Raw genomic sequence first — 16,279 nt, 5'->3', positions numbered from 1 at the left:
CATGAAGCCGAACGACTTCTCCCAACTGAATGTGCTGGCCGATACCGATTTTTCGCGCCGTAGCCCGGTTCGCGAAGAACGCCATCCCAACTCGGTCACCGCTCCCCCCGTCAACCGCGGTTCCATGGCACCCCGCCCCTGGCGCGGTTTCTGGAACAGCCTCGGCACCGCCGCGCTGGTCAAGCTCGGCGCGGGCCGTGATGCCGAAGCCGGCGTCCACGACGCCCGGCAGGCCAAGCAACCCTGGCAGCGCGCCGCCGCGCAGCGCCGCTTCGCTTTCATGATGCTCACGCTGCTGAGCACCGTGATCGCGTCGTCGCTGTTCGCCAGCGTGCAACCCGACTACGACAACCTCTGGCTCGAATACGGCCAGATCGGTCTCTACGGCCTGCTTTCGGGCTGGGTCGTGACCGGCTTCGTGACCGCGCTCATGGGCTTCTACGTTTCCGTGCGCGGTGACAAGCACGCCCTCTCGGCGAAACAGGTGGTCAACCACCCGATGAATCCCGAGGCACGCACCGCGATCATCATGCCGATCTGCAACGAGGACGTGGCCACGGTGTTCGCAGGCCTGCGCGCCACCTGCGAATCGGTCGCGGCCACCGGCCACGCCAAGCAGTTCGACGTGTTCGTGCTGTCCGACAGCTACAACCCCGAGACCGCCGCCGCCGAGCGCGCCGCCTGGGAAGACCTGCGCGCCGCGCTGGCCGAGAGCCCGAACCAGCCGCAGGTCGAGGTGTACTACCGCCTGCGCACCCGCCGCACGCACCGCAAGGCCGGCAACGTGGCCGACTTCTGCCGCCGCTGGGGCAAGGACTACCGCTACATGGTCGTGCTCGACGCCGACTCGGTGATGAGCGGCGACTGCCTGACCTCGATGGTCAAGCTGATGGAAGCCAACCCCACCGCCGGCATCATCCAGACCGCGACGCAGGCCATCGGCCACGTCACGCTGCACGCCCGTGCACAGCAATTCGCTTCCCGCGTGACGGGCCGCCTGTTCACGCTGGGCATGCAGTTCTGGCAACTGGGCGAATCGCACTACTGGGGCCACAACGCCATCATCCGCGTCGAGCCCTTCATGAAGCATTGCGCGCTGGCCCCGATCAAGGGCACCGGCGGCATGTCGGGCGGCATCATGTCGCACGACTTCGTCGAAGCTGCGCTGATGCGCCGTGCCGGCTACAACGTGTGGCTGGTGTCCGACCTGGTCGGCAGCTACGAACAGCAACCGCCGGACCTGCTGGCCGAACTGCAGCGTGACCGCCGCTGGTGCCAGGGCAACCTGCAGAACGCCCGCCTGATGGCCGAGCCCGGCATCCACCCGGTGCACCGCGCGATGTTCGTGACCGGCACCATGGCTTATGTCTCGGCTCCGCTGTGGCTCGCATTCCTGACGCTGGGCACCGCCCTGTGGCTGAGCGGCTCGAGCCTCGTGTCGAGCTGGAGCGTGCTGCCCGCCGAACTGGCCGGCCTGTGGGTCTGGACCCTGTGCCTGCTGTTCCTGCCGCGCGTGCTGGGCATCGCTGCCGTGCTGATGCGCGGTGAGCAACGCCAGTACGGCGGTGCGTGGGGCCTGGTGAAGAGCTCGGTGATGGAAAGCGGCCTTGCCATCGTGCAAGCCCCGGTCCGCATGCTGGCCCACTCGCTGTTCGTGCTGGTCGCCCTCACCGGCATCAAGCTCGACTGGAAGTCGCCCCCGCGTGAAGCCGCTGCCGTGCCGTGGAAGGTCGCTGCCTCGCAGCTGGCCCCCATGACGCTGGTGATCGCCATGCTGGCCGTCGGCGTCGCGATGATCGACCCGAGCGCTCTGATCTGGCTCATGCCCGTTGGCCTGCCGCTGCTGCTGGCGATCCCGCTGACCGTGCTGACCAGCCAGATCGCGCTGGGCACCACGCTGCGCGACCGCGGCTACCTGCTGATTCCCGAAGAATCGCGCTCGCCGGCCGTGCTGCGCCGGGCATGGATGCATGCGGTGCGCCTGGCACGCCCCGCACTGGCAACCGCCTGATGCGCTGAAGACACAGCACCTCGAAAAGCCGGCCTCAGGGTCGGCTTTTTTCATGGCGCGTGGCTAGAATCGCGCCTTCCTTTTTTTCAACCCACGGATCCCTCGATCCCCTGGAGCGCCAAGTGCCCCGATTCGCCGTCATCACCCTCTGACGCCGACAACGCCACTTCATTGCTGGTCAAGTCGGGCGCCTGGCTGCGCTTTCCGCTGACTGCACTCTTTACAGCTTCGCTCCCGCACGTTGTCGGTTCTTCCTGATTTCCATCTGGAGAGCAACGTGTTCCCTCTCTCTTCTTCTCTTTCATCGATTCCGCTGCTCAAGTACCCGCGTACTGCGCATCTGGAAGGCTCGCGCCTGCAGGCCGGCGACACCGACGACGGCCAGACGCCACTGTCGGCACTGCATGGCCGGCACGTGGTCATCGAGGAAAAACTCGATGGTGCCAATGCGGCCGTGTCGTTCACTTCGGCAGGCGAACTGCTGCTGCAATCGCGCGGCCACTACCTCGCAGGCGGCGCGGGCGAGCGACAGTTCAACCTGTTCAAGCACTGGGCCGCCGCCCATGAGGCGGCGCTGCTGGAGCGCCTCGAAGACCGCTACGTGATGTACGGCGAATGGTGCTTTGCCAAGCACAGCTGCTGGTACGACCGGCTGCCGGCCTTCTTCCTGGAGTTCGACATCTACGACCGGCAGGCGCAGCGCTTTCTCTCGACACCGGCGCGGCATGCACTGCTCGCCGGCGGCCCCGTGCTGCCGGTGCCCGTGCTCTACGAAGGCGAGATGCCGCGCCATGCCAAAGCACTGCGAGCGCTCGTGCGGCCTTCGCTGGCGCGCAGCGCGGACTGGAAGACGGCCTTCGAGGACGCGGTGGCGCACGAAGGCCAGCCGCTCGATCTCGTGCGCCAGCAGACCGACCTGTCCGATCTGGCCGAGGGCCTGTACCTCAAGACCGAATCGGATGGGCAGGTGACGGGCCGCTACAAGTGGGTGCGCCCGGACTTCGTCCAGACCATCCTCGACTCGGGCTCGCACCACAGCCGCCGGCCGGTGCTGCCCAACCGGCTCACGCCCGGCGTGGACCTCTACGCACCGACACCGCCGGTGAGCTGGCAAGACCTGGGGCTGCGCACCTTGCGCGACCCCGCCGAACTCACCACCCAAGGGAGGCCGCGATGACATACGACGATCTGCGCGCCCTGGTGCCCGCGCCCGGCAAAGGCACCGACTGGGCGCAGTGCTGCGACCTGCTGCCGGCCTTGCTGCGCCTCGAAGAGACGCCGCAAGACCCGTACTACCACGCCGAAGGCAACGTCGGCATCCATACGCGCATGGTGCTCGACGCGCTGATGCAGGACGCGCACTACCAGCGCGCCGATGCCGACGGCCGCTTCGTGCTGTTCATGGCCTGCCTGCTGCACGACATCGCCAAGCCCGACACCACGGTGATCGACGAAGCCAGCGGCCGCATCGGCCAGCCCGGCCACTCGCGCCGCGGCGCGGTCGACGTGCGGGTGCTGATGTGGAAGGCCCGCGTGCCTTTTGCGCCGCGCGAGGCCGTGTGCCGGATCATCGCCGTGCACCAGGTGCCGTTCCACGCCTTCGCCTCGCGCAAGGGCGTGCGGCCGGAGTGGCTGGTGCACAAGCTCTCATGGGAGCTGAGCCTGCCCGACCTGTGTTGCGTGGCGCGCTGCGACATGCTCGGCCGCCACTACGAGAAGCGCGCGGACAGCATGGCCGACATCGCGCTCTTCGAGGAGCTGGCACAGGAAGAAGGCTGCTGGGACGGCCCGCGAAAAATGGTCGATGCCCACACGCGCCTGGCCTACTTCCGCGGCGCCGACACCAGCCCCGACTACCCGCTGTTCCAGACGCCGGGCTCGCGGGTAACGGTGATGTGCGGCCTGCCGGCCAGCGGCAAGAACCACTGGGCGGCACAGCACCGCAAGGGCTGGTCGGTTGTGTCCTTCGACGATGCACGCGCCGAACTGGGCCTGAAGCACGGCGAGAACGACGGGCTCGCGGCACATCACGCGGTCGATCAGGCGAAGGCGTTGCTGCGCAAGCAGGAGCGCTTCGTCTGGAACGCCACGCACCTGAGCCAGCAGATGCGCACCAAGACGCTCGACCTGCTGTGGGCCTACCACGCGCAGATCGAACTGGTGTACCTGGAAGCGCCGCACGCAGAGCTGATGCGCCGCAACCGCGAGCGCGACACGACGCTGTCGAACGCGGGCATCGAGCGGATGCTGCATCGTTGGGAGTTGCCTGCGCCAACCGAGGCACACGAGACGGTCTACGACGTGCAGACCTGAAAGCACAAAGGCCCGCCGGGACGAATCGGCGGGCCTTCTTATATATGGAGGGGCGAGGCGTTTGCCTAGAACGGCAGCTTGGGGCCGCCGGGGCCACCCATTCCGCCCATGCCCTTCATGCCGCCCATCTTCTTCATCATCTTCATGAGGCCGGCGCCCTTCATCTTCTTCATCATCCCCTGCATCTGCTCGAACTCGTTGAGCAGGCGGTTCACTTCCTGAACCTGCACGCCGGCGCCGGCCGCGATGCGGCGCTTGCGCGTGGCCTTCAGCAGTTCGGGCTTGCGGCGCTCCAGCGGCGTCATGCTGTTGATGATGCCCTCCTTGCGGCGGATGTCGCGCTCGGCGCGGGTCATGTCGGCTTCGGTGGCCTTGGCGGCCATCTGCGCGGGCAGCTTGTCCATCAGGCTGGAGAGGCCGCCCATCTGCTTCATCTGCTGCAGCTGGCCGAGGAAGTCGTTGAGGTCGAAGCCCGCGCCGCTCTTGACCTTGGCGGCGAGCTTCTGGGCCGCCGCCACGTCGACGCCGGCCGTGACCTGCTCGACCAGCGCGACGATGTCGCCCATGCCCAGGATGCGGCCCGCATGGCGCTCGGCGTCGAACACCTCCAGGCCGTCGATCTTCTCGCTGGTGCCCGCGAACTTGATCGGCACGCCCGTGACCTGGCGCACCGACAGCGCCGCACCGCCGCGCGAGTCGCCATCGGTCTTGGTCAGGATGATGCCGGTGAGCGGCAGCGCTTCCTTGAAGGCCTTGGCGGTGTTGATCGCGTCCTGGCCCTGCATGGCATCGACCACGAACAGGGTTTCGACCGGGTCGAGCGCCGCATGCAGCTGCTTGATTTCGGTCATCAGCACTTCGTCGATGGCAAGGCGGCCGGCCGTGTCGACCAGCAGCACGTCGAAGTAATGGCGCTTGGCGTGGTCGAGCGCGGCGCGTGCGATGTCCAGCGGCTTCTGGTCGGGCGTGCTCGGGAACCATTCGGCGCCGGCCTGCTTGGTAACTGTCCTGAGCTGCTCGATGGCGGCAGGGCGATACACGTCGCCCGACACCGTGAGCACCTTCTTCTTGCGCTTTTCGATCAGGTGCTTGGCGAGCTTGGCGGTGGTGGTGGTCTTGCCCGCGCCTTGCAGGCCGGCCATCAGGATCACCGCCGGCGGCTGGGCCGCGAGGTTGATGTCGGACACGCCCTCGCCCATGGTCGCGGCGAGTTCCCGATTGACGATGCCGACCAGCGCCTGGCCCGGCTTGAGCGAGCCCAGCACTTCCTGGCCGAGCGACTTCTCTTTCACGCGGGCGACGAAGTCGCGCACCACGGGCAGCGACACGTCGGCCTCCAGCAGCGCCATGCGCACTTCGCGCAGCATGTCCTGCACATTGCTTTCGGTGATGCGGGCCTGGCCGCTCATCGTCTTGACGAGGCGGGAGAACTTTTCTGTGAGGGCGGTGGCCATGAGCGGAATGCCTTGCTGCCCGCTGCTGCGGGCCGGATGGAAAGTCTTGGAGACGAGGAGAGAACTTGAAGTCGGGCGCGGGGAACGCAAGGGCGAGCCGGTACACTCCGGCCGATGATTTTAGCGATCCCCTCCCCGCTCGGCGTGGCGCTGGGCATCGCCACTGCGGTTGCCTACGGATTTGTCGCTGCGGCAGGTGCCCGAATGAGCCGACAGGCGGCCCAGTGGGGCCTCGGAATTGCATGGATTCTGCATGCCGCCGTGCTGGCCCACGGCCTCATCGGCAGCGAGCCGCGCTTCGGTTTCGCACCCGCCCTGTCGGTCACCGCGTGGCTGGTGCTCACCGTCTACGCCGTCGAAAGCCGCATGTATCCCCAATTGAAGGTGCGGCGGGCGCTCGCCTGGCTGGGCGCGGCCGCGGTGCTGCTGGCCATCCTGTTTCCCGGTACGCCGCTGCACGTCACGGCTTCGCCGTGGCTGCCGCTGCATCTGGCGCTGGGCATCGCCTCGTACGGCCTGTTCGGAGCCGCTGTCGTGCACGCCTGGCTGATCACCCGTGCCGAAAAGCAGATCCGCCTGGCCACCGCCGAGCCGCAGGGCGGCGTGCCGCTGCTCACGCTCGAACGGCTCACCTTTCGCTTCGTCACCGCTGGCTTCGTGCTGCTGTCGGCCACGCTGCTGGCTGGCCTGCTGTTCAGCGAGCAGCTGTACGGCGCCGCCGGCCGCGTCTGGAAGTGGGACCACAAGACCATCTTCTCGGTGCTTGCCTGGATCACCTTCGCGATCCTTTTGATCGGCCGGGCCCGCTTCGGCTGGCGCGGCCGCACTGCGCGCCGCGTGCTGTACGCCGGCTCGGCCCTGTTGCTGCTGGCCTACGTGGGTTCACGCTTCGTGCTCGAAGTGGTGCTTGCGCGTCCTCCCGTCTGAAATGAAATACCTCCTCGTCCTCGCGGTGCTCTGGGTCGCGATCTGGCTCTGGCGCAAGAACCGCCGCGAAGAAATGCGCGACGCCATGCGCGAGCGCGCGGCCAAGGCGCAGCAGCGCCCCTCCGCGCCAGCCGGCCCGCCGCAGGCCATGGTGCGCTGCGCCCATTGCGGCCTGCACCTGCCGGCGACCGATGCCATCGCCGGCCCCGGCGGCGCGGTCTATTGCAGCACCGCGCACCGCGAAGCCGCAACGCCCCAATGAGCGCCCCCCTCTGGTCGCGCGGCGAGCCGGTCACCGACTGGGACGTGCTCGACCAGGGCACGGGTGAAAGCTCGGCGCTGATCCGGCTCTGGCGTGGCTTCATGGCCGCACGCTGCTTCATCGCGCTGGTGCTGATGCTGCTGCAGGGCGTGGCCTTTGTCATCGGGCAGACGATGCAGCCGGTGGCCATCACCATCTCGGCGCTCTACCTCGCCGCGACCTGGCTGGGCATGCGCTACACGCGCGTGCAGCCGCCGATTCGCGGTTTTGCCGCGCTCTGGCTGCTGACCATCGGCATCGATCTGGCCGCCTTCACCGCCTTGCAGGTGCTGCAGGGCGGCAACGTCAACTACACGCCGCTGTTCGCGCTGCCGGTGCTCATGAGCGCGGTGCTGGGCACCATGATCGTGAGCCTGGGCACCACCGCCACGGTCACGCTGCTGCTGCTGGCGGACGCGGGCTGGCACTGGCTGCAGCAGCCGGGCGATTCTTCGCCGCGCTTCGTGCAGGCGGCACTCACCGGCACGGGTCTCTTCGTGGTGGCGCTGCTCGCGCACGAAATGGCCCGCCGGCTGGCGCGCGAGGAAGCCGTGGCGCAGCGCAGCCGCAGCAGCGCGCAGATGCAGGCGCAGGTCAACGACCTGGTGATCGAGACGCTGAGCGAAGGCGTGCTGGTGATCGACGCCGAAGGCCTGGTGCATGCGGCCAACCCGGCCGCCGACGCCATCCTCGGGCAGGGCCTCGCAAAGCTGACGCTGCCGTTCCCGCTGCATGCCCAGCCTGCCTGGCATGCGCTGGCCGCGCTGGCGCGCCAGACCTTCGCGCGGCGGGCGCCGCAGACGGAAGAAATCCCGGTGGCGCAGGTGCGCGGCGCGGCGCGCGAGGTGCGCGTGCGCACGCGGCTCACGCCCACCAGCGAAAAACGCATCGACAGCCTGTGCGTGATGTTCCTGCAGGACCTGCGCGAACTCGAAGCCCGCATCCGCACCGAGAAGCTGGCCGCGATGGGCCGCATGTCAGCGGCCGTGGCGCATGAAATACGCAACCCGCTGGCCGCCATCACCCAGGCCAGCGCGCTGCTCAACGAAGACCTGACAGACCCGGCGCACCGCAAGCTCACGAGCATGGTGCAGCACAACGCGCAGCGGCTCGCGCGCATCGTGGACGACGTGCTCGACGTCTCGCGTGCCCGCCAGCAACGCGTGCTGTCGCTCGGCGAGCAGGTCGTGCTCGACCCTGCGGTGCAGGTGCTGGCCGAGGAATGGGTGCGCCAGACTCAGCGCAAGGGCGTGCTGGTGTCGCTCGATGCGCCCAGCAGCGAGGTGCGCTTCGACGCCGAGCACCTGCGCCGCCTGATCGTGAACTTGCTGGACAACGCCTCGCGCTACGCCGGCAAGCGCGAAGACTCGATCCAGGTGCTGACCGCGCTGCAGCGCAGCGGCACCAACCGCCCCAGCCTGATGGTGTGGAGCGACGGTGCGCCGCTGGAGCCGGCGGTGCAGCGGCACCTGTTCGAGCCTTTCTTTTCTTCCGAAAGCCGCTCCAGCGGGCTCGGCCTGTTCCTGTGCCGCGAGCTGTGCCGGCGGCATGGCGCCACCATCGGCTACGAGCGGCGCGCGCTGGTGCCGGGCGGGCCCGAGGGCAACGAATTCTTCGTCAGCTTCGCCCCCAGCGAAAACCGGCTGACACAATAGCGCCGTGAGCACTCCCCCCCCTTCCACCCAGCGACCGGCGCAGATCCTGGTCATCGACGACGAACCCGACCTGCGCACGCTCTATGAATTGACGCTGCTGCGCGAGGGCTATCGCGTCGAGGCAGCGGGCAGCGTGTCGGAAGCCTGGCAGCACCTGGAGGCCGGCCGCTTCGACGCCGTGATCACCGACATGCGGCTGCCCGACGGGCAGGGCATGGAGATCATCCACCGCATCCAGAAGGCCCAGCGCAGCGAGCGATGCGTGGTGATGACGGCCTACGGCTCGGCCGAGAACGCGGTGGAAGCGCTGAAGGCCGGCGCCTTCGACTACCTCACGAAGCCGGTCGACCTGAAGCAGTTCCGCGCCGTCGTGGCTTCCGCCGTGCAGGCGCGGCTGGCGCCGCAGCCGGTGGCCAAGCCCGTGCAGGCGGCACCCGCAAGCAACAACAGCGCCGACGCAACGGTGGTCACCTCCGGCACCGGCATCGCCGCGCTCGACCGCCTCGTGGGCGAATCGGAGCCCATGCGCCTCGTCAAGTCGCGCATCGCCAAGGTGGCGCGCGGCATGGCGCCAGTGCTGGTGCGCGGCGAATCGGGCACCGGCAAGGAACTGGTTGCGCGCGCGGTGCATGCCTGCAGCCAGCGCAGCGAAGGCCCCTTCGTCGCGGTGAACTGCGGCGCGATTCCCGAGAACCTGCTCGAAGCCGAGTTCTTCGGCGCGCGCAAGGGCTCGTACACCGGCTCCTCGCAGGACCGCGACGGCTATTTCCAGGCCGCGCGCGGCGGCACGCTGTTTCTCGACGAAATCGGCGACCTGCCGCTGGCCATGCAGTCGAAGCTGCTGCGCGCGATCCAGGAGCGCAGCGTGCGCTCGATCGGCTCGACGCAGGAAGAAGCTGTCGACGTGCGCATCGTCAGCGCCACCCATAAAGACCTGCACGCCGAAGTGCAGGCCGGCCGCTTCCGCCAGGATCTTTTCTACCGCCTCAACGTGATCGAGATCGCGGTGCCCGCGCTGCGCGACCGCCGTGAGGACTTGCCCGCGCTGTGCGCCGCGCTGCTCTTGCGCATCGCACAGGACGGCGGCCTGCCCGTGCCGCATCTGTCGAACGAACTGCTGCGCCGCCTCGCGCAGCATCCGCTGAACGGCAACGTGCGCGAGCTCGAAAATCTGCTGCACCGCGCGGTGGCGTTGAACGACGGCGACGAACTCCATCTCGACCTGATGGGCGGCTTCACCGCTGCGGCCGAAGCCGCGGCGTCCGCGCCGGCGCCGCTGTCGCCCGTCGCCGACGCGCCTGTCGCGCTGGCTCCACTTCCGAGCGTGCCGGTGGCGCCGCCCAAGGCCGCGCCGCCGCCGCTGCCCTCCGACCTGCAGGCCTATCTCGATCAGCAGGAGCGCGAGATCCTCGTGCGTGCGCTGCACGAGAGCGGCTTCAACCGCACCGCGGCCGCCGCGCGGCTCGGCATGAGCCTGCGCCAGATCCGCTACCGCATCGCGCGGCTGGGCATCACCACGCCCAACGGCGACGATGGCGCGAGCAGCCATGTCGACGACTGAAGCCAACGACAGCGGGCTCTGGCAAGCCGGCTGGTACCGCTTCGCGAAGGCGCTGCGCTCGCCGAACTTCGGGCCCCGCCCCACGGGCGCGCAGACCGACCTCATCGTGCTGCACTCGATCAGCCTGCCGCCCGGCGAATATGGCGGCGACGCGGTGCAGCAGCTGTTCACCAACCAGCTCGACTGGGACGCGCACCCCTACTTCCAGTCGATCCGCGGGCTCGAGGTGTCCTCGCATTTCTACGTGCGCCGCAACGGCGAACTCTGGCAGTTCGTGAGCTGCGACGACCGTGCCTGGCATGCCGGCGTGTCGTCGTGGCGCGGCCGCGGCAACTGCAACGACGACTCCGTCGGCATCGAGCTCGAAGGCCTCGAAGGCCAGCCCTTCGAAGAGCCGCAATACGAGACGCTCGCGAGCCTGTGCGCCGCCATCGCGCAGCACTACGCGATCGCGCACATCGCCGGCCACGAGCACATCGCGCCGGGCCGCAAACAGGATCCGGGCGCGGGCTTCGACTGGCGCCTGCTGCGCGAACAGCTCGGCTGGAATCCACAGATGTTTCCGCCGCAGGTGGTGCAGCGCTAATTTTTTCAATCGTGCGGCGTCTCGTGATGCGTCGTTCTTGCGGCGCAGCAATGCGAAAATAGCAACCGCGCGATTCAGCAACCATGCGGCCTGCAGGCCCAAATCGGCTTGCAAGCCAAGCCCCATGCGGGTTGAGAGACCATAGGCCAGTATTCAAGCGGCATCGCTGGCCGTGTCCTATGGCGGAAGTAATACCGGCAATCCTTGTATCCATAGGAAAACGCTACATCTAGTGGGTTGTACACCCCCCGCACCCTAGATATAGTGTCCCCTGTCCGGTCATCCACACCGGCGCAGCGCCCGGCCCAGGCGCCGCCATCCAACAAGAATTGCCAACCGAGAGGAAGCGAATGCAAACTGCCCTGAACCCCCAATCGACCCCGCGTGCCGTTCCCTCGACGCCACCGCAGCAGCAGCGAGACACTGCTGGCTCCCCCACCGGCCAGAACCTGGCCCACTACCAGATCATCCGCCGCAACGGCGCTGTCGTGCCCTTCGAGCCGAACAAGATCGCCATCGCGATGATGAAAGCCTTCCTGGCCGTGCACGGCACCCAGGGCGCGGCTTCGGCCAGCGTGCGCGAAACGGTCGACGTGCTCACGCAGGGCGTGATCCGCGCGCTGGTGCGCTCGCGTCCGGGCGGCGGCACCTTCCACATCGAAGACGTGCAAGACCAGGTCGAACTCGGCCTGATGCGCGGCGGCCACCATGAAATTGCCCGCGCCTACGTGCTGTACCGCGAACGCCGCACGCAGGAGCGCTCGAAGCAGGGCGAGCAAGACGTGCCGGTCGCGCCCGCACTGCACGTGCTGGACAACGGCGAGCTCGTCACCCTTGACCTGAACGAACTCAAGGGCCTGATCGAGTCGGCCTGCGAAAACCTGGGCGACAGCATCACGTCCGCCCCCATCGTCGCCGAGACGATGCGCAACCTGTACGACGGCGTGCCGCTCGACGAGGTCTACAAGGCCTCGATCCTGGCGGCCCGCACGCTGATCGAGAAAGACCCCGACTACACCTTCGCCACCGCGCGCCTGCTGCTGCACACGATCTTCAAGGAGATCATCGGCCGCGAAGTGATGCCGGCCGAGCGCGCCACCGCCTACGCCGACTACTTCCCGCAGTTCATCAAGAAGGGCGTGGACAACGACCTGCTCGACGAAAAGCTGCTGCAGTACGACCTGCCCCGCCTGGGCGCGGCGCTGAAGGCCGAGCGCGACAACCAGTTCGACTACCTCGGCCTGCAGACCCTGTACGACCGCTACTTCCTGCACGTGCGCAAGACCCGCATCGAGCTGCCGCAGGCCTTCTTCATGCGCGTGGCCATGGGCCTGTCGCTGAACGAAATCGACCGCGAAGCCCGCGCCATCGAGTTCTATGAAGTGCTGTCGTCGTTCGACTTCATGTCGAGCACGCCCACGCTGTTCAACGCCGGCACGCTGCGCTCGCAGCTGTCGAGCTGCTACCTGACCACGGTGCCCGACGACCTCGACGGCATCTACGAGTCGATCAAGGAAAACGCACTGCTGTCGAAGTTCGCCGGCGGCCTGGGCAACGACTGGACCCGCGTGCGCGCGCTCGGCAGCCACATCAAGGGCACGAACGGCGAATCGCAGGGCGTGGTGCCGTTCCTGAAGGTGGTGAACGACACGGCAGTGGCCGTGAACCAGGGCGGCAAGCGCAAGGGCGCTGTCTGCACGTACCTCGAAACCTGGCACCTCGACATCGAGGAGTTCCTGGAGCTGCGCAAGAACACCGGCGACGACCGCCGCCGTACGCACGACATGAACACCGCCAACTGGATCCCCGACCTGTTCATGCGCCGCGTGATGGAAAAGGGCACCTGGACGCTGTTCTCGCCCTCCAACGTGCCCGACCTGCACGACCTGTTCGGCGCCGACTTCGAGAAGGCCTACGTGGCCTACGAAGAGAAGGCTGCCCGCGGCGACATCAAGCCCGCGCGCACCATCCAGGCGACCGACCTGTGGCGCAAGATGCTCACGATGCTGTTCGAGACCGGCCACCCCTGGATCACGTTCAAGGACGCCTGCAACGTGCGCTCGCCGCAGCAGCACGCCGGCGTGGTGCACTCGTCGAACCTCTGCACCGAGATCACGCTGAACACCAGCGACACCGAAACCGCCGTCTGCAACCTGGGTTCCGTGAACCTGCTGCAGCACCTGAAGGACGGCAAGGTCGACCAGGAAAAGCTGAAGAAGACGATCTCCACGGCGATGCGCATGCTCGACAACGTGATCGACATCAACTACTACGCCGTGAAGAAGGCGCGCGACTCGAACCTGCGCCACCGTCCGGTCGGCCTGGGCCTGATGGGCTTCCAGGACGCGCTGTACGAACTGCGCATTCCGTACGCCTCGCAAGAAGCCGTGCAGTTCGCCGACGAGTCGATGGAAGCCATCTGCTACCACGCCTACTGGGCCTCGACCGACCTGGCGCGCGAACGCGGCAAGTACTCGAGCTACAAGGGCTCGCTGTGGGACAAGGGCATCCTGCCGATCGACTCGCTCGACCTGCTGGAAAAGGCACGCGGCGGCTACGTCGAAGTCGACCGCTCGGCCACCCTCGACTGGGACGCGCTGCGCTCGAAGATCAAGGCCGACGGCATGCGCAATTCGAACTGCGTGGCCATCGCACCGACCGCGACCATCTCGAACATCATCGGCGTGGACGCTTCGATCGAACCCTGCTTCGGCAACCTGTCGGTCAAGTCGAACCTGTCGGGCGAATTCACCGTGATCAACCACTACCTGGTGCGCGACCTGAAGCGCCTGGGCCTGTGGGACGACGTGATGGTGATGGACCTGAAGCACTTCGACGGTTCGCTGCGTCCCATCGACCGCGTGCCGCAGGATGTGAAGGCGCTCTACGCCACCGCGTTCGAAGTGGAGACCACGTGGCTGGTCGAAGCCGCCGCGCGTCGCCAGAAGTGGATCGACCAGGCGCAGTCGCTGAACATCTACATGGCCGGCGCATCGGGCAAGAAGCTCGACGACACCTACAAGCTCGCGTGGCTGCGCGGCCTGAAGACCACGTACTACCTGCGTACGCAGAGCGCGACGCACGCCGAGAAGTCGACGGTGCAATCGGGCCGTCTCAACGCGGTGTCGTCGGGCAACGACGCACCCTCGGGCATGAGCGCACTCGAAGCCGCCGCTGCTGCAGCGAAGGCACAGATGAGCGCGATGCCCGCCACCGACATCGCGTTCTGCGGTGTGGACGATCCGACCTGTGAAGCGTGCCAATAACGCGTCGATGCTCGCGACAGTGAGTCAGTGAGGTGCATGCAAAAAATCGCGCGACGTTCACTCAATGAAGGCATTGACTGACATCGCGCGATGCATGCGAGCAACATAACAACCACATAAATGGCGTGCGATGTGAACGAGCACTTTGCAACTCACATCGTTACTCCGATAATTTGAGCATTGGATTTTTCTATGTTGACCTGGGACGAAGAAGTCAAGCCCTCCTTACCAAAGGATATGCAACAAGGATTGCAGCACCACAACGCATCGACCAGCGGCTTGCCCGCAGGCCGTTCGGTGGACGCTCCGACTTCGTCGATTGCGCAACCCGCGCTCCGCGCGCTCGATGACGGCGCGGTCGTGCGCCCAGTTGCCGCCGCCGCAGCAGCAACGCCTGCTGCCACCCAGCGCGTCAAGGCTTCCGACAAGCGCATCATCAACGGCCAGACCGACGTCAACCAGTTGGTGCCGTTCAAGTACAAGTGGGCGTGGGAAAAGTACCTCGCCACCTGCGCCAACCACTGGATGCCGCAGGAAGTGAACATGACGCGCGACATCGCGCTCTGGAAAGACCCGAACGGCTTGACCGAAGACGAGCGCCGCATCGTCAAGCGCAACCTCGGCTTCTTCGTGACCGCCGACTCGCTGGCCGCCAACAACATCGTGCTGGGCACCTATCGCCACATCACGGCGCCCGAATGCCGCCAGTTCCTGCTGCGCCAGGCCTTCGAGGAAGCGATCCACACGCACGCGTACCAGTACATCGTCGAGTCGCTCGGCCTGGACGAGAGCGAGATCTTCAACGCCTACAACGAAGTGCCGTCGATCCGCGAGAAGGACCAGTTCCTGATCCCGTTCATCGACGCCATCAGCGACCCGAACTTCAAGACCGGCACCCACGAGACCGACCAGACGCTGCTCAAGTCGCTCATCGTGTTCGCCTGCCTGATGGAAGGCCTGTTCTTCTACGTCGGCTTCACGCAGATCCTCGCGCTGGGCCGCCAGAACAAGATGACCGGCGCCGCCGAGCAGTACCAGTACATCCTGCGCGACGAGTCGATGCACTGCAACTTCGGCATCGACCTGATCAACCAGCTCAAGCTCGAGAACCCCGGCCTCTGGACCTCCGAGTTCAAGGCCGAGATCAAGGCGCTCTTCATGCGCGCCGTCGAGCTCGAATACAAATACGCCGAAGACACCATGCCACGTGGCGTGCTCGGCATGAACGCCTCCATGTTCAAGGGCTACCTGCGCTACATCGCCAACCGGCGTGCACAGCAGATCGGCCTCGAAACGCTCTTCCCGAACGAAGAAAATCCGTTCCCCTGGATGAGCGAAATGATTGACCTGAAGAAAGAGCGCAACTTTTTCGAAACCCGCGTGATCGAGTACCAGTCGGGTGGTGCGCTCTCCTGGGATTGAATCTTTCGACAAGAATTAATGAATTCAAGAATTGCCCTTGCCACCGATCGCGCCAAAGAGCGCGGCATGGACTGGGGCTCAGGTGTTCATGGTGCTGGGGCTCAGATCTCAACGCCATGAATCGCTTCACGCTACCCAACGTGCGTGGAGTGCTTCAATAGGTTGATTTTTTCAACTTGATCAAGGAGAAATAGAAATGGCAACTGCAAAGAAAGCGCCGGCTAAGAAAGCCGCTGCAAAGAAGGCTCCGGCAAAGAAGGCTGTGGCCGCTAAGAAGGCTCCGGCAAAGAAGGTAGCCGCCAAGAAGGCACCGGCCAAGAAGGTCGCTGCCAAGAAGGCTCCTGCGAAGAAGGTAGCCGCCAAGAAGGCAGCACCGGCCAAGAAGGCCGCTGCCAAGAAGGCTCCTGCGAAGAAGGCCGTAGCGAAGAAGGCGCCTGCGAAGAAGGCTGCTGCCAAGAAGGCGCCGGCAAAGAAGGCCGCCGCCAAGAAGGCGCCTGCGAAGAAGGCTGCTGCCAAGAAGGCGCCTGCGAAAAAGGCTGCGGCCAAGAAAGCCGCGAAAAAGCCTGCTGCCAAAAAGCCTGCTGCGAAGAAGGCTCCCAAGGCTGCTGCGCCCGCCAAGGCCGCAGCCGTAGCGCCTGCCCCTGCGGCGCAAACGACGCTGAATCCCCAGGCAGCCTGGCCGTTCCCCACGGCCAGCAAGCCCTGAGTTTCTCAGCGGCCTTGAAGGCGCAAAGCCCGGCACCTCGCGGTGTCGGGCTTTTTTATTGGCGCTTCTGCGGGAAG

12 protein-coding genes are annotated in these 16,279 nt (G+C 66.4%); 11 read left to right on the top strand and 1 reads right to left on the bottom strand.

The features are described 5' to 3' along the window. Position 1: 1 nt before the first annotated feature. From mdoH to ACTG4X_RS06780, 3 genes are all read left to right on the top strand, one after another. The gene (gene mdoH / locus ACTG4X_RS06790; RefSeq protein ID WP_097200110.1) at positions 2 to 2,011 is read left to right on the top strand and encodes a glucans biosynthesis glucosyltransferase MdoH; all 2,010 of its coding nucleotides are present in this window, start codon (positions 2 to 4) and stop codon (positions 2,009 to 2,011) included. A gap of 277 nt (positions 2,012 to 2,288) precedes the next feature. After that, positions 2,289 to 3,188, top strand: a complete 900-nt coding sequence (locus ACTG4X_RS06785) for an RNA ligase family protein (protein WP_097200111.1) — start codon at positions 2,289 to 2,291, stop codon at positions 3,186 to 3,188. Next, complete coding sequence (locus tag ACTG4X_RS06780) at positions 3,185 to 4,324, top strand: AAA family ATPase (RefSeq protein WP_097200112.1); 1,140 nt, start codon at positions 3,185 to 3,187, stop codon at positions 4,322 to 4,324. Before ACTG4X_RS06785 ends, ACTG4X_RS06780 begins: the two co-directional genes overlap by 4 nt. Before the next feature lie 65 nt (positions 4,325 to 4,389). On the opposite strand, the gene ffh is transcribed toward ACTG4X_RS06780, so the two are convergent. Further along, on the bottom strand, positions 4,390 to 5,778 hold the full coding sequence (gene ffh, locus ACTG4X_RS06775) for a signal recognition particle protein (protein ID WP_097200113.1): 1,389 nt from the start codon (positions 5,776 to 5,778) through the stop codon (positions 4,390 to 4,392). Positions 5,779 to 5,892: 114 nt separating this feature from the next. Here ffh and ACTG4X_RS06770 point away from each other — a divergent pair, with 114 nt between their 5' ends. From ACTG4X_RS06770 to ACTG4X_RS06735, 8 genes are all read left to right on the top strand, one after another. Next, complete coding sequence (locus ACTG4X_RS06770) at positions 5,893 to 6,705, top strand: cytochrome C assembly family protein (RefSeq protein WP_097200114.1); 813 nt, start codon at positions 5,893 to 5,895, stop codon at positions 6,703 to 6,705. A gap of 1 nt (position 6,706) precedes the next feature. Continuing rightward, complete coding sequence (locus ACTG4X_RS06765; RefSeq protein ID WP_097200115.1) at positions 6,707 to 6,967, top strand: PP0621 family protein; 261 nt, start codon at positions 6,707 to 6,709, stop codon at positions 6,965 to 6,967. Further along, positions 6,964 to 8,661 (top strand): two-component system sensor histidine kinase NtrB, encoded by a 1,698-nt coding sequence (locus tag ACTG4X_RS06760; RefSeq protein WP_093078639.1) that lies wholly within the window; start codon positions 6,964 to 6,966, stop codon positions 8,659 to 8,661. Before ACTG4X_RS06765 ends, ACTG4X_RS06760 begins: the two co-directional genes overlap by 4 nt. A gap of 4 nt (positions 8,662 to 8,665) precedes the next feature. Continuing rightward, positions 8,666 to 10,222: a sigma-54-dependent transcriptional regulator gene (locus ACTG4X_RS06755; protein ID WP_097200116.1), complete on the top strand. Its 1,557-nt coding sequence runs from the start codon at positions 8,666 to 8,668 to the stop codon at positions 10,220 to 10,222. After that, positions 10,209 to 10,808: a 1,6-anhydro-N-acetylmuramyl-L-alanine amidase AmpD gene (gene ampD / locus ACTG4X_RS06750; RefSeq protein ID WP_097200117.1), complete on the top strand. Its 600-nt coding sequence runs from the start codon at positions 10,209 to 10,211 to the stop codon at positions 10,806 to 10,808. Before ACTG4X_RS06755 ends, ampD begins: the two co-directional genes overlap by 14 nt. A gap of 350 nt (positions 10,809 to 11,158) precedes the next feature. Next, positions 11,159 to 14,074, top strand: coding sequence for a ribonucleoside-diphosphate reductase subunit alpha (locus ACTG4X_RS06745; protein WP_097200118.1), 2,916 nt, complete (start codon positions 11,159 to 11,161; stop codon positions 14,072 to 14,074). 192 nt (positions 14,075 to 14,266) lie between these two features. Next, positions 14,267 to 15,496, top strand: a complete 1,230-nt coding sequence (locus ACTG4X_RS06740; RefSeq protein WP_097200119.1) for a ribonucleotide-diphosphate reductase subunit beta — start codon at positions 14,267 to 14,269, stop codon at positions 15,494 to 15,496. Positions 15,497 to 15,692: 196 nt separating this feature from the next. Next, positions 15,693 to 16,202, top strand: a complete 510-nt coding sequence (locus tag ACTG4X_RS06735; RefSeq protein ID WP_019656794.1) for a histone H1-like DNA-binding protein — start codon at positions 15,693 to 15,695, stop codon at positions 16,200 to 16,202. The last annotated feature ends 77 nt before the right edge of the window (positions 16,203 to 16,279 follow it).

The organism is Variovorax sp. YR566, from assembly GCF_051992195.1.
Taxonomy (GTDB): Bacteria; Pseudomonadota; Gammaproteobacteria; order Burkholderiales; family Burkholderiaceae_C; genus Variovorax.
This window is presented reverse-complemented; position numbering and strand designations above follow the sequence as displayed.